General features: G+C 60.5%; 15 protein-coding genes. 13 read left to right on the top strand and 2 right to left on the bottom strand.

Going from position 1 to position 12,506, the window contains the following annotated elements; all coding sequences use genetic code 11:
* Positions 1-65: 65 nt before the first annotated feature.
* Positions 66-320 carry an RT0821/Lpp0805 family surface protein gene (locus tag V1T76_RS13820; protein ID WP_330561226.1) on the bottom strand — a complete coding sequence of 85 codons (255 nt, stop codon included), beginning with the start codon at positions 318-320 and terminating at the stop codon, positions 66-68.
* A gap of 334 nt (positions 321-654) precedes the next feature.
* On the opposite strand from V1T76_RS13820, the gene V1T76_RS13815 reads away from it, so the two are divergent.
* The 10 genes from V1T76_RS13815 to V1T76_RS13770 all read left to right on the top strand — a co-directional run bounded on the left by V1T76_RS13815 (position 655) and on the right by V1T76_RS13770 (position 8,504).
* Positions 655-1,239, top strand: coding sequence for a hypothetical protein (locus V1T76_RS13815; protein ID WP_330561225.1), 585 nt, complete (start codon positions 655-657; stop codon positions 1,237-1,239).
* A 277-nt stretch (positions 1,240-1,516) separates the two neighbouring features.
* Positions 1,517-2,056 carry an RNA polymerase sigma factor gene (locus V1T76_RS13810; protein WP_330561224.1) on the top strand — a complete coding sequence of 180 codons (540 nt, stop codon included), beginning with the start codon at positions 1,517-1,519 and terminating at the stop codon, positions 2,054-2,056.
* On the top strand, positions 2,056-2,754 hold the full coding sequence (locus V1T76_RS13805) for a hypothetical protein (RefSeq protein ID WP_330561223.1): 699 nt from the start codon (positions 2,056-2,058) through the stop codon (positions 2,752-2,754). Before V1T76_RS13810 ends, V1T76_RS13805 begins: the two co-directional genes overlap by 1 nt.
* 323 nt (positions 2,755-3,077) lie before the next feature.
* Positions 3,078-3,827 carry an electron transfer flavoprotein subunit beta/FixA family protein gene (locus V1T76_RS13800; RefSeq protein ID WP_330561222.1) on the top strand — a complete coding sequence of 250 codons (750 nt, stop codon included), beginning with the start codon at positions 3,078-3,080 and terminating at the stop codon, positions 3,825-3,827.
* A gap of 23 nt (positions 3,828-3,850) precedes the next feature.
* Positions 3,851-4,783, top strand: a complete 933-nt coding sequence (locus tag V1T76_RS13795; RefSeq protein WP_330561221.1) for an electron transfer flavoprotein subunit alpha/FixB family protein — start codon at positions 3,851-3,853, stop codon at positions 4,781-4,783.
* Positions 4,784-4,921: 138 nt separating this feature from the next.
* A complete protein-coding gene (locus V1T76_RS13790) occupies positions 4,922-5,803 on the top strand; it encodes a 3-hydroxybutyryl-CoA dehydrogenase (protein WP_006936813.1) in 882 nt (293 codons plus the stop codon).
* A 34-nt stretch (positions 5,804-5,837) separates the two neighbouring features.
* On the top strand, positions 5,838-7,328 hold the full coding sequence (locus V1T76_RS13785) for a class I adenylate-forming enzyme family protein (protein ID WP_330561449.1): 1,491 nt from the start codon (positions 5,838-5,840) through the stop codon (positions 7,326-7,328).
* A gap of 62 nt (positions 7,329-7,390) precedes the next feature.
* Positions 7,391-7,594, top strand: a complete 204-nt coding sequence (locus tag V1T76_RS13780) for a hypothetical protein (protein WP_330561220.1) — start codon at positions 7,391-7,393, stop codon at positions 7,592-7,594.
* Positions 7,595-7,894: 300 nt separating this feature from the next.
* Positions 7,895-8,155, top strand: a complete 261-nt coding sequence (locus tag V1T76_RS13775; RefSeq protein WP_330561219.1) for a hypothetical protein — start codon at positions 7,895-7,897, stop codon at positions 8,153-8,155.
* A gap of 136 nt (positions 8,156-8,291) precedes the next feature.
* Positions 8,292-8,504, top strand: a complete 213-nt coding sequence (locus tag V1T76_RS13770) for a hypothetical protein (protein WP_330561218.1) — start codon at positions 8,292-8,294, stop codon at positions 8,502-8,504.
* Positions 8,505-8,575: 71 nt separating this feature from the next.
* Here V1T76_RS13770 and tlpA read toward each other — a convergent pair whose 3' ends face one another.
* Positions 8,576-9,238: a thiol:disulfide interchange protein TlpA gene (gene tlpA, locus V1T76_RS13765; protein WP_330561217.1), complete on the bottom strand. Its 663-nt coding sequence runs from the start codon at positions 9,236-9,238 to the stop codon at positions 8,576-8,578.
* Between the two features lie 42 nt (positions 9,239-9,280).
* Between tlpA and argH the strand changes: the two genes are divergently transcribed.
* From argH to lysA, 3 genes are all read left to right on the top strand, one after another.
* Positions 9,281-10,666 carry an argininosuccinate lyase gene (gene argH / locus V1T76_RS13760; protein ID WP_330561216.1) on the top strand — a complete coding sequence of 462 codons (1,386 nt, stop codon included), beginning with the start codon at positions 9,281-9,283 and terminating at the stop codon, positions 10,664-10,666.
* A gap of 162 nt (positions 10,667-10,828) precedes the next feature.
* Entirely contained in the window at positions 10,829-11,029 is a 201-nt protein-coding gene (gene lptM, locus V1T76_RS13755; RefSeq protein ID WP_330561215.1) for an LPS translocon maturation chaperone LptM, read from the top strand.
* 157 nt (positions 11,030-11,186) lie between these two features.
* Positions 11,187-12,461, top strand: a complete 1,275-nt coding sequence (gene lysA, locus V1T76_RS13750; protein ID WP_330561448.1) for a diaminopimelate decarboxylase — start codon at positions 11,187-11,189, stop codon at positions 12,459-12,461.
* The last annotated feature ends 45 nt before the right edge of the window (positions 12,462-12,506 follow it).

The following is a 12,506-nucleotide window of genomic DNA, read 5'->3' as shown; positions in this document are numbered from 1 at the left end:
CACTTTCGCTGAAGGTGCCTTGAATGCAGCCCGGCTTCAGTCAGGCACTGGCTGACGCTCGACGGCTAGGCTGCTTTCCAGACGGCATTGCCGGTTCGGCAGGCGACACCCCTGCGGCTGATGGTCCTGCCGTCAGCCAGTTTGATCCGCTCCCTGTAGGAACGGCAGAAGTCTCCCGAAGTGTTTTTCCAGGTCTTCAGGGGAGTGGCGGTGCCACTGGCGCCGCTTGACGGGTTTTTCCAGCTTCGAGCATTGCCGGAAACCGATTTTTCCAACGCAGCTTGAAGCGTTCTTTCCGCCCGGTATTTGTCGGATGCCATCAATTTGGCTGCCGGTTTGCCGGTTGACACGGGCGTCGGTTCCAGGAGAGATCCAACCGTGTCTTGCGGGGTCAATAAAGAACAGCCCGCTACGAAATTTGCGATAAAAAACAGAAATACCGCCCCTCTCGGGACGTGGCCCCCAAAAAAAATCAAATTCGACCCCGCCTCTTGGATCTATTGCCAGCCGTTCGATATCGCCTCCCGTTCCTCGCTCCTGCTGAGGGATCCACCTGAAGGCTCACTGTCACCATTAAACTGGCTTCCGCCAAAGATGCTACCTAAAAAACCGCCTGAACCGGGCTTTTCTGTGGCAGAACGGCCGGAAGAGCGATTGTTCGAGCCGTTCGCGGGTGATGCGGACACCGAAGAGAATGAATCACTTGCTGCCGAGCGGTTGGACGAAGATCTGGAAGAGGACTCGTCGCCCCGACCGGAGCTGCTTCTGCCGCCGGAATTGTTCCCGCCTGACCTGTTGCCGCTGGAACTGGAGCTGTTCCCACCGGAGCTATTCCCACCTGCACTGTTGCCACCGGAGCTCTTGCTTCCGCTGTCGCCGCCACCAGACTTGCTGCCGCCGCTGTCGCCGCCGCCAGACTTACTGCCGCCGCCGGAGCTGCTTCCACCGCCGGAGTTGCTGCCACCGCCGGAGTTGCTGCCACCATCGCCGCCAGAAGAACTGCCTCCGCCGGAATTGCCGCCACTACTGCCTGAATCACCGCCACCGCGACCTGGCCGGTCCCGGCTTTCGCCCCGGTCACTGCGTTCGCTCCGGTTCGAGCGTTCGCTGCGGCTGTCGCGATCTCTTCGCTCGCTCCGGCTTGACCGTTCGCCGCGGCTGCTGCGCTCACCGCGCTCGCTGCGCGATTGTGCGGCCGCGGCAATGCTGTCCTTCATGTCGATCAAGGGGCTGAAGTAGACAGAAGAGAACACCATTGCCGCAGCTGCAACACCCGGCAGCATGCGAAACATCGCAGAGAGGCGGTCTTGCAATGTAATCTGGCGGGCGCGTTTCATCGTTTGCGGTTTCAACTTGTAATCAGAGGCCTATTTTGGTCGTCGAGAGCGGTTTTACGACCTTCGCATGCACAACACCCGGGCGATCTTCGTTCTTCCCGAAGATAGTCTAAAAAAAGCCAGGATCAAAAGCTCTCCTCAGGTGTTGTCTCCCTGAGAGCGGTTTTGCGGAGAACTCCTTGTCTGAAGATACGTTAAAGACGGAGATGATCCGTCTGCTCCCGAAGCTGAGGAGTTTTGCTTTAAGGCTGTGCCGGAATCCGGATCAGGCAGACGATCTGGTGCAGATGACATGTGAACGTGCAATCCGCTCGCTCGATCAGTTCGATCCGGCAACCCGGCTTGATAGCTGGATGTTCCGGATTTTGCAGAACCTATACTTCAATTCGGTTCGCGACACCGCAAACCGGGCCAGGTTGTTCGACCTTGCTATGCTGGATTTCGAGGAAAGCTACGATGGTGCGAAAGCCGCCGCGAGCAGCCTGGAACTTCAGAAGGTTCAGGATTTCATCGGCGAACTGGACGAAGACAACCGTGAGGTTCTTCTGAAAATCGCCGTCGAAGGCAGAAGCTACAAGGATGTGGCGGATGAACTCGGTGTCCCGATCGGAACCGTCACCAGCCGGCTTGCTCGCGCAAGGCTCAAACTGCGTGAGTGGCTGGACACGAACGATGCCCCGCAGGGGGTCAGGCTGCGCAGCATGCCAGGGGGTGTGTGATGACATTTGACGAAAAGCGCGAACAGGTCCTGCTTGCCAAGGATATCGGCAAGATCCTGGATGCGGAAGGCTCGGAAGAAGAGCGTGCGGCGCTGCTTCGCCGGATCGAGGCGACCGGCAACGGGCAAGACCTCCTGGAGCAGATGTCGAAAGACAACACGCTCCTGCAATCTGCCGTTGCCGCGCCGGTACCGGACGAATCGATGGCGAGGTTCGAGGCGCTCATCGACAGGGAATTCGCCAAGCGCGAAGCGCCTGTGCGCCATCATGCACACGTTTCCTGGACGGGCGCCATGATCCAGATTGCGGCAGCACTTGTGATGGTTGCCGGCACATTTGCCTTCACCACCTACTGGATGCAGACGCGGATGGACAACGCGGTGTCTTCCCTCGCCGCACACATGGAGACCGAACGGGTTCTTCTGGCGCAGACAGTGCAGGAAGCCCTGGAGACGAAGGTCAGCGGCGAACCCGTGTTCGTCGGTCAGGAAGGCGACTGGACCGAGGTTCTGACGCCGATCAAGACCTATCGCAGCAAAAGCGGTCACTGGTGCCGTCAGTACCTTCGGCAGACGACATTCAGCAAGCTGGATCTTGCCATTCGCGGAACGGCCTGCCGGGATGAGAACGGCACCTGGGTGACAGTTTTCGCCGAACCGGTTTCGGACAAGTTCTCGCCAGAGACCCCCGGCATCTGACCGGGCCGGATCGAAGATAACCGACTGACCGCCGCGCGTTTCCGACAACGGAGCGCGCGGTTTTGTTTTTCGCCTACGGTCCAGGTTTTCCCGGCTTTGCTGCGTTGCCGAACTATCCACATTGCGACGCATGTTTTTCCAGGCCCGGCAATTTGCCGACTTAAACCTTTTACTGCAATTGACAGCCGCCGTGTCGGTCAGTACCGTCCCCCGCCATGCGCCACGATTGGCTCAATTCTGCCGTTTGTAACCTAGCGTCAAGACGGCAGGGAGCCGCATAATGCGGTGCGGTGAAAGCCGGCCCAGCAAGAGGTTGAGACCAAATGAAGATCCTCGTACCCGTAAAACGGGTCATCGATTACAACGTGAAGGTCCGTGTGAAGGCGGATGGTTCTGGCGTCGATCTTGCCAACGTCAAGATGTCCATGAACCCCTTTGACGAAATCTCCGTCGAAGAAGCTCTGCGGCTGAAGGAAGCAGGCAAGGCGAGCGAAGTGATCGTCGTGTCCGTCGGCCCGCAGCAGGCCACCGAGACGCTGCGTACCGGCCTTGCAATGGGCGCCGACCGCGGCATTCTGGTGAAGACCGACGATACCACCGAACCGCTGGCGGTCGCGAAGATCCTGAAAGCCATTGTCGAAGCCGAAGAGCCGGGTCTTGTGATCCTCGGCAAGCAGGCCATTGACGATGACTGCAACCAGACCGGCCAGATGCTGGCAGCCCTCCTCGGCTGGAGCCAGGGCACCTTTGCCTCCAAGGTCGATCTGGGCGAAGGCACTGTCGATGTTACCCGCGAAGTCGACGGCGGCCTGCAGACCATCAAGCTGAAGCTGCCGGCCATCGTGACGACGGACCTGCGCCTCAACGAGCCGCGTTATGCGTCCCTGCCGAACATCATGAAGGCGAAGAAGAAGCCGATCGACGAGAAGACCCCGGCCGATTTCGGTGTCGACACCGCGCCGCGGCTGACCGTTGTCAGCACCGCCGAGCCGGCATCGCGTCAGGCCGGCATCAAGGTCGGTTCGGTTTCCGAGCTGGTCGACAAACTCAAGAACGAAGCCGGCGTCCTTTAAGACCCGTCGCAGGAGGATAAAACATGACAACACTTCTTGTGGCCGAACATGCCGGTGGTGAACTGAACGATGCCACGGCAAAGGCCCTGACGGCAGCCGTCGCCCTCGGCGCAGACGTCCATGTCCTGGTCGCCGGCAAAGGCGTTCAGGGCGTTGCCGATGCTGCATCCAAGCTTTCCGGCGTTGCGAAGGTCCTGCTGGCTGAAAGCGACGCCCTGGAACACCAGCTTGCGGAGCCGACCGCCGACCTGATCGTCGGTCTTGCCGGCGACTATGATGCCATCGTCGCCCCGGCAACCGCCAACGGCAAGAACACCCTGCCGCGCGTCGCAGCACTGCTGGACGTGATGCAGATCTCCGACGTGACCGCCGTTATCGACGCCGAGACCTTCGAGCGTCCGATCTACGCGGGCAATGCGATCCAGACCGTAAAATCCGGCGATCCCAAGAAGGTGATCACCGTGCGGACGTCCACGTTCGCTGCTGCCGAAGCAGGCGGTTCCGCCGCTGTCGAGACTGTTGCCGGCAGCGATGGTTCGGGTCTGTCGGAGTTCGTGGGCGAGGAACTCTCCAAGTCCGATCGTCCGGAACTGACCTCTGCAAAGATCATCATTTCCGGTGGCCGAGCGCTCGGGTCTTCCGAGAAGTTCCAGGAAGTCATCATGCCGGTGGCAGATGCGCTTGGCGCCGCGGTTGGTGCATCGCGCGCCGCCGTCGATGCGGGCTACGCTCCGAACGACTGGCAGGTTGGCCAGACCGGCAAGGTGGTTGCGCCGGATCTCTACATTGCCTGCGGCATCTCCGGGGCTATCCAGCACCTCGCCGGCATGAAGGATTCCAAGGTGATCGTCGCGATCAACAAGGACGAGGAAGCCCCGATCTTCCAGGTGGCTGATTACGGCCTCGTAGCCGATCTCTTCGACGTCCTGCCGGAATTGAAGGCTGCCGTCGAGTAAGACCTGCGGCAAATTGATCACGGACCCCGGAGCGAATGACAGTTTTCGCTCCGGGGTTCTTGCTGTTCGGCGCAAGACTTGCCAAAAATAGCCGCAACTCGTCCAAACGGGATGTTTTCAAAAGATCGGATTTTCAGGATGGCAGTCGAAATCAAGAAAGTCGGCGTAATCGGCGCTGGTCAGATGGGCAGCGGGATTGCCCATGTTTGTGCACTAGCGGGCTTCGACGTGGGATTGAGCGATCTCTCCATGGAGCGGATCGAATCCGGCCTGGCTTCGATCAACGGCAATCTGGCACGCCAGGTGTCCAAGTCGATGATCACCGAGGAAGAGCGCAATGCGGCGCTTGACCGTATCAAGCCGGCCGAAGACCTCGATCTTTTGCGCGATGCCGACCTGGTGATCGAATCCGCCGTCGAGAACGAGCAGGTCAAACGCAAGATCTTTTCGCAGCTCTGCCCGATCCTGAAGCCGGAAGCGATCCTGGCAACAAACACCTCGTCCATCTCGATCACGCGCCTTGCCGCGTCGACAGACCGTCCGGAGCGCTTTATCGGTATCCACTTCATGAACCCGGTTCCGGTCATGGAGCTGGTTGAACTGGTGCGCGGCATTGCCACGGAAGACGAGACCTTCGAAGCATCAAAAGGGTTCTGCGTTCGTCTCGGCAAGCAGATTGCCGTGGCGGAGGATTTCCCGGCCTTCATGGTCAACCGTATTCTGCTGCCGATGATCAACGAAGCGATCTATACGCTTTACGAAGGCGTCGGTTCGGTCGATTCCATCGACAAGGCCATGCGTCTTGGCGCCAACCATCCGATGGGTCCGCTGCAACTTGCCGATTTCATCGGCCTCGACACCTGCCTGTCGATCATGCAGGTGCTCTACGAGGGTCTGGCCGACACCAAATACCGTCCGTGTCCGCTGCTCGTGAAGTATGTTGAAGCAGGGTGGCTTGGCCGCAAGACCCAGCGCGGTTTCTACGACTACCGCGGCGAACATCCGGTTCCGACCCGGTAACCGGGTCGCCAAACCGCAGGAACGCCAGAACCACATGAACCTTGCCCGCTATTGCCTCACCAGCGCCGCCCCGGATGCGGGCAAGACGGCGCTGGAACTGGTAGGGGTTGGCGGCGCTCTTCTGGAAACCTGGAGCTATGGCACGCTGACGCGTACCGTTCTTTCGGTCGCGACGGGCCTGCGTGCCACGGACCTTTCGCCCGGTGACCGCATTCTTCTCAGGATCGGTCATTCCAGCGATTTTCCTCTGGCCTTCTTTGGCGCCATCGCAGGCGGCTTCGTACCGATCCCGACCTCTTCCCAGCTCACCGCATCCGAAGCTGAAGCGATCCTGACCGATAGCGGGGCCCGGGTGGTGCTGCACGACGGACATACCGTGCTGCCGGACGCGGGCAGCGCGACGTTGCTGGGTCCGGAGGCATTGGTCGAACTGAAGCAGGCTGAGCCGGGAGATTTCGCGGAGACCCACGCTGACGATCCGGCATTTCTTGTCTACACTTCCGGCACGAGCGGCACGCCAAAGGGCGTGTTGCATGCGCAGCGCGCGGCCAGTGCGCGCAGGCCCATGTATGCGGGCTGGTATGGCATCAGCGCGTCAGACAGACTGCTGCACGCTGGCGCATTCAACTGGACCTATACGCTGGGTGCGGGGTTGATGGACCCCTGGGCGAATGGTGCCACCAGCGTGGTTTATGACGGACCGCGGGACCCGGACCTGTGGCCAGACCTGATCACCGATACACGCGCAACGCTTTTCGCGGCCGTGCCCAGTCTCTACCGGCGTATCCTGAAGTATGGCACGGTTTCTCCGTCGTCCTTTCCAGAGCTGCGCCATGGACTGACCGCGGGTGAAGCACTCCCGGCAAGCCTTTACCGGGAGTGGACGGAGCGCACCGGGCGCGAACTCTATGAAGCGCTCGGCATGAGCGAGATCTCGACCTATCTTTCCAGCGGTCCCAGCGTACCGGTCAAGCCGGGCTCGCCGGGCAAACCGCAGGCAGGCCGGAAGGTTGCCATCCTCAGCGAGGCGGAAGACACGCCGGTGCCGGTTTCCGGACCTGAAACAGGTCTGCTGGCCGTTCACAGGGACGAACCGGGCCTGATGCTGGGGTACTGGAACCGTGCCGACGAAACAGCGGCCGCGTTTCGAGGCGACTGGTTCCTGACCGGTGACCGGGCACGGAGGGATGAAGACGGCTATTTCTGGTATGAAGGCCGCGCCGACGATCTGATGAACGCTTTCGGTTACCGGGTGGCCCCGGAAGAAGTGGAGCGGGTGCTTGCCTCCGATCCGCAGGTGCAGGAAGTGGCCGTGACAGCGGTGCTTGCCCGCGAGGGTGTCAGCCTGATAACGGCTTTTGTGGTTCCGACCTTGCCTGGTCAGCTGGATATCGACCGTCTGGCCGCCTTTGCGGCAGAAAACCTGGCGGAATACAAGCGCCCCAAGGTTTACAAGGTGCTGGACCAGTTGCCCCGCACACCATCTGGCAAGGTTCGGCGCAGCGTCCTGCGGGCGGGAGACTGACACATCGTTAACACCTGATTAAGGGTAGGGGTTTAGGGTGGCCACAACCTCAGGAGTTAACGATGGACAGCGTTGGCATAGCCACCACTTTCGTGGCCCAGCAACAGGCCCAAACAGCCCAGACGCTTCAGTCAGAGATGATGAAGATGGCCGCGCAGCAGGATGCCAATCTGGTGGCGCTGCTGCAGCAGGGCGCCGACAATCTCCAGGCTCAGCAAGCCGCACCGCCCCCTGGTCTTGGCGGACGGGTGGACGTTAGCGCCTGATCCCTTTCCTTTCCGATTTTCTTAACGGCCCGCGCGGAAATGCTCCACGCGGGCCGTTTTCGTTGGACTGCGGGGCATCTTTTTTCGGAGTGCGCTCGCAACTTTTCTTTTGAAGGGTGCTTCGGAAAATCCAGATCCTTCATATGGTTATTATTTATTACGTAAAGTTTTAAGTAAATTGTTTCGATAAAATCAGCAAAAGAGTTAGCAATTGTGCGAGTTCTTTTGGAAATTTACCTTTGAATTCAGCTATTTCATGCATGGTAATCTTTGAAATCGTATCCAAGGATTGGAGCGACGATGCCAGATGCAATAGGATATGGATCATCCCAGGCGTTTCAGCCGAACACGACCAACGCGCGTGCGAACCAGGTTGCAGAGCAAGCTGAAGCATTCAAGACGAAGCGCTCCGAAGCGGCTGCCGAGATCGCACAGCGACAGGCAAGCTTCAGCACCAGCCGGGCAGAATTTCTGAGCCGGCAGGCCGAGCAACTGGAAGATCGCGCCGAAACGCGCCAGCTGGAAAATGGCGTGGGAATTCAGGTCAACATCCTGGCCTGATGCGGCGCAGGACCCGAACGGGTCATCTGCAAGCGCGAGACGAACGAATAAAAAGCCGATGCACCCGAGTGTCAGGATGACGGGTGACCGTCGGCCACGGACAAGCCTCATCACCACGGCGAAGGAGTAACCCATCATGCCGAGTGCTATCGACAGTTCCTCTTCCTCGGCTGCCTACAGCGCTGCAAGTGTTCGCAGCGAACTTGCCGCCAATGCGGTCAAAGACCAGAATGAGCAGGAGCGTCAGGTTGCCGAGCGGCTGGAGCAGGCTCAGGCAACGCAGGAAGAAGACCGGCGCGAATCCCGCCGCATTCCGGGTCTGGGCAACGCAGTCGATATCAGCGTCTGAACCGGCGGAGGATAACCTCCACGGGTCCCCTGAAGGTCCCCGATATTCTCATCTCTGGCGGCAGCCGGACGTCAAGCGTCCGGGGCCACCATTGCATTTGTGATAAGCGCCTTGGCCTCGCTGGAAGCCCACTCGGCAGGCCCGTACATGGTGCCGATCTCGCAGCCCTTCGGGCTCACCAGAATGGTTGTCGGCAGGCCGGTTGCCCGGGCGACCTTGCGCAGATCCTTCAGAAGATCATTGGAGCTGTCCTGATAGAAGGTCAGATTGCCGACACCGACCTCTTCCAGAAAGTCCTTCGGTTTCTCCGGTCCGCCCCGGTCGAGATTGACGGCGACCACTTCGAACGTCTCGTCTCCCATTTCCGCCTGAAGCGTATCCAGCGCCGGCATTTCCTTTCGGCACGGTGCGCACCAGGTTGCCCAGAGATTGAGGAGAACGGTCTTGCCGCCGAAATCCGAAAGCGTCATCTGCTGGTCATCCGGCCCCTTGAAGGTCAGGTGCTGAAGGTCCAGCGGTGCGCTTGCCGGCAGGAAGGCAGCCACCTCTCCCGTGGCATAAGGCTTGGCGGCGGCAGCCAAATCGAGTGCTGCCGAACAGCTTTGCGCACCGGCGATGTTGCCATTCGGTCCAGCGATCACGTATAGAGCCGCTACGGCGGCCACTGCGCCCGCAAGCCCGGCGGCAACAATGCCGCGTCTGTTGGTTTTTGCTGGTTCGGTTGGCTTTGTCATTCGTTCACACCCCGCAAGGGGGCGCCTTCTAAGGGACAGGACATGAGCAATCGCATGTGGGGAGGCCGGTTCGCTGAGGGACCGGACGCCATCATGGAGGAGATCAACGCCTCCATCGACTTCGACCGGAAGCTATATAAGCAGGACATCGACGGCTCGAAAGCCCATGTGCGCATGCTGGCCGAAAAAGACATTGTGACGCGGGACGATGCCGACAAGATCGTTCAAGGTCTAGACACAATCCTGTCAGAGATCGAAAGCGGCGAGTTCAAGTTCTCCCGCGCGCTTGAAGACATTCACATGAATATCGAGGCGCGCCTTGCCGAGCTGATCGGCCCGGCGGCCGGGCGCCTGCACACCGCGCGCTCGCGCAACGATCAGGTGGCGACCGATTTCCGACTGTGGGTGCGCGACACGCTCGACACGCTGGATGATCAGCTCGGTGACCTGATGCAGGCGCTGGCGGAAAAGGCGGAAACGCATGCCGCCGACGTCATGCCCGGTTTCACGCACCTGCAATCCGCCCAGCCGGTGACCTTCGGCCATCACATGCTGGCCTATGTCGAAATGTTCGGCCGTGACCGCGGCCGTGTGCGCGATGCCCGCAAGCGCATGAACGAATGCCCGCTTGGTGCTGCCGCTCTGGCCGGCACGTCCTTCCCGATCGACCGGCACATGACCGCCAAGGCGCTCGGCTTCGACCGGCCGTCGGCAAACTCGCTCGACGCCGTGTCGGACCGCGATTTCGTCATCGAGGCGCTGGCTGCAGCTTCCCTCACAGCCATGCATCTGTCGCGCCTTGCCGAGGAAATCGTCATCTGGTGCTCGGCGCAGTTCGGCTTCGTCAAACTGTCCGACAAGTTTTCGACCGGCTCTTCGATCATGCCGCAGAAGAAGAACCCGGATGCAGCGGAACTGGTGCGTGCCAAGTCCGGCCGTATCTACGGCTCGCTGCAAGCGCTTCTGGTGATGATGAAGGGCCTGCCGCTCGCCTATTCCAAGGACATGCAGGAAGACAAGGAACAGGCTTTCGACGGCCTGGCCAGTGTTTCCCTTGCGCTTGCGGCCATGACCGGCATGATCCGCGATCTGGAGCCCGTCACCAAGGCCCTGAAGAAGGCCGCAGGCTCGGGCTATTCCACCGCGACGGACCTGGCCGACTGGCTGGTGCGCGTTCTCGGTCTGCCGTTCCGCGATGCCCATCACGTGACCGGCCGCATCGTGGCGATCGCCGTTGAGAAGGGCGTCGAGCTGCACAAGGTCTCGCTGGAAGAGATGCAGGCGGTGGAGCCGAAGATCACCAACGAGATCTTCCAGGTGCTGTCCGTCGACAAATCCGTGCGCAGCCGCACCAGCTATGGCGGTACGTCGCCTGTGAACGTGCGCAAGCAGGCGCGCCGTTGGCTGAAGGACCTGTCCAAGGCCTGACGGCGTGCTGAAGGTCCGCTCTCAGCCAGGGCACGGCGCGAACTGGTCTTGCCGAACGCGCCGTGTCATGCGAGGAGAAGGACCAGCGTGTGACTTTGAAAAAACTCCCGCGTCCGCCCGGGCGCTGGGCAGTCGATCCTAAAAGGCATAATGGTGATGACAATGCGGTTCAAAACCCTGGCTCTGGTCGGTCTTTGCCTGAGCGTGACCCTGGCAGGGTGTGGCCGCAAGGGCGGGCTGGACACTCCGGGGGCGCCTGTTCAGCAGGCGGACAGTGCGGTTGATCCCGCCGTGGCAGCTCCGGTAGAGCCCGCGGCCCCGGAGAGCGACAAGTCCTTTTTCCTGGATTTTCTGATCCGATAAACCACAGGCGCAGCGGGAAAACCGGCTGCGCAGCGGAGCCAAGCCGGATGTGCCGAGGCACCCGGGATGCTCCATCGTTTCAATGCCGATCAGCTATCGCACGGTCCGGTCACGTGACCGGGCACTGAACCTGATCCAGCCGCATGAGGGCCGCCCCTTGCATCACTTCGAATACAAGAATGGCGAACTGTTTGCCGAAGACGTGGCGATCGAGACGATCGCGCGTGAGGTCGGGACACCGTTCTATTGCTATTCCACCGCGACGCTGACCCGTCATTACCAGGTGTTTGCCGCCGCGTTCAGCGACATCCCGTCGCTCGTCTGCTACGCGATGAAGGCAAATTCCAACCAGGCAGTGCTGAAGACGCTTGCGCAGCTCGGCGCGGGCATGGACGTGGTCTCGGAAGGCGAATTGCGGCGCGCACGGGTCGCGGGCGTTCCCGCGTCGAAGATCGTCTTTTCCGGTGTCGGCAAGACCGAGGCCGAACAGGCCTATGCGCTGCGGGAAGACATCCTGTGCTTCAACGTCGAATCCGAACCAGAATTGCGCCAGCTTTCCAGGGTGGCCAGCGAGATGGGCAAGACCGCGCGCGTGTCCATGCGCATCAACCCGGATGTAGACGCCAAGACCCACGCCAAGATTGCGACCGGCAAGGCAGAGAACAAGTTCGGCATTCCCTGGCAGCGCGCCCGCGACGTTTATGCCGAGGCAGCGGCTCTGCCCGGCATCAAGGTCACCGGCATCGACATGCACATCGGCTCGCAGATTACGGAGCTGGAGCCCTTCGACAATGCGTTTGCGCGCCTGGGCGAGCTGATCACGGATCTGCGCTCGCAGGGCCATACGATCGATCATGTCGATCTCGGCGGCGGCCTGGGCATTCCCTATATCACCGACAACAACCCGCCGCCGCATCCAGATGCCTATGCGCAGGTGGTCAAGAAGCACGTGCGTGAACTGGACTGCATGGTCATGTTCGAGCCCGGTCGCATGATAGCGGGCAATGCCGGTATCCTGGTAACGGAGGTCATCTACGTGAAGGATGGCGCCGACAAGAAATTCGTCATTGTCGATGCCGCCATGAACGACCTGATCCGGCCGACGCTTTACGAAGCCTATCACGAGGTGCGCCCGGTGCGTGAACCGGCGGTAGAAACAGACCGAATCAAGGCCGACATCGTCGGGCCGGTCTGTGAAACCGGTGATTTTCTCGCCCAGAATCGGGATATACCCAGCGTAAAGGCAGGGGAAATGCTGGCGGTCTATTCGGCCGGCGCTTATGGAGCGGTTCAGTCCTGCACCTACAATACGCGGCTGCTGGTGCCCGAAGTGCTCGTAAATGCAGACCAATTCGCCGTTATCCGGCCGCGGACAAGCTACGAAGATCTGCTCGGTCTGGACCGGATTCCCGATTGGCTCAAGGGTTCGTGAACAAATCGGCCGACAATTAGTTGAACCGACAGGTTGCCGGACAGC

This window comes from Roseibium sp. FZY0029 (assembly GCF_036350355.1).
Taxonomy (GTDB): Bacteria; Pseudomonadota; Alphaproteobacteria; order Rhizobiales; family Stappiaceae; genus Roseibium.
Note: the sequence above shows the minus strand (reverse complement) of the source record. Positions and strands in the feature narration are given on the sequence as shown.

Bases quoted from the DNA above. Each gene is read 5' to 3' on its own strand.
- V1T76_RS13820 (WP_330561226.1), bottom strand. From the start codon at position 320: ATGGCATCCGACAAATACCGGGCGGAAAGAACGCTTCAAGCTGCGTTG.
- V1T76_RS13805 (WP_330561223.1), top strand. From the start codon at position 2,056: ATGACATTTGACGAAAAGCGCGAACAGGTCCTGCTTGCCAAGGATATC.
- V1T76_RS13800 (WP_330561222.1), top strand. From the start codon at position 3,078: ATGAAGATCCTCGTACCCGTAAAACGGGTCATCGATTACAACGTGAAG.
- V1T76_RS13795 (WP_330561221.1), top strand. From the start codon at position 3,851: ATGACAACACTTCTTGTGGCCGAACATGCCGGTGGTGAACTGAACGAT.
- V1T76_RS13790 (WP_006936813.1), top strand. From the start codon at position 4,922: ATGGCAGTCGAAATCAAGAAAGTCGGCGTAATCGGCGCTGGTCAGATG.
- V1T76_RS13785 (WP_330561449.1), top strand. From the start codon at position 5,838: ATGAACCTTGCCCGCTATTGCCTCACCAGCGCCGCCCCGGATGCGGGC.
- V1T76_RS13780 (WP_330561220.1), top strand. From the start codon at position 7,391: ATGGACAGCGTTGGCATAGCCACCACTTTCGTGGCCCAGCAACAGGCC.
- V1T76_RS13775 (WP_330561219.1), top strand. From the start codon at position 7,895: ATGCCAGATGCAATAGGATATGGATCATCCCAGGCGTTTCAGCCGAAC.
- V1T76_RS13770 (WP_330561218.1), top strand. From the start codon at position 8,292: ATGCCGAGTGCTATCGACAGTTCCTCTTCCTCGGCTGCCTACAGCGCT.
- tlpA (WP_330561217.1), bottom strand. From the start codon at position 9,238: ATGACAAAGCCAACCGAACCAGCAAAAACCAACAGACGCGGCATTGTT.
- argH (WP_330561216.1), top strand. From the start codon at position 9,281: ATGAGCAATCGCATGTGGGGAGGCCGGTTCGCTGAGGGACCGGACGCC.
- lptM (WP_330561215.1), top strand. From the start codon at position 10,829: ATGCGGTTCAAAACCCTGGCTCTGGTCGGTCTTTGCCTGAGCGTGACC.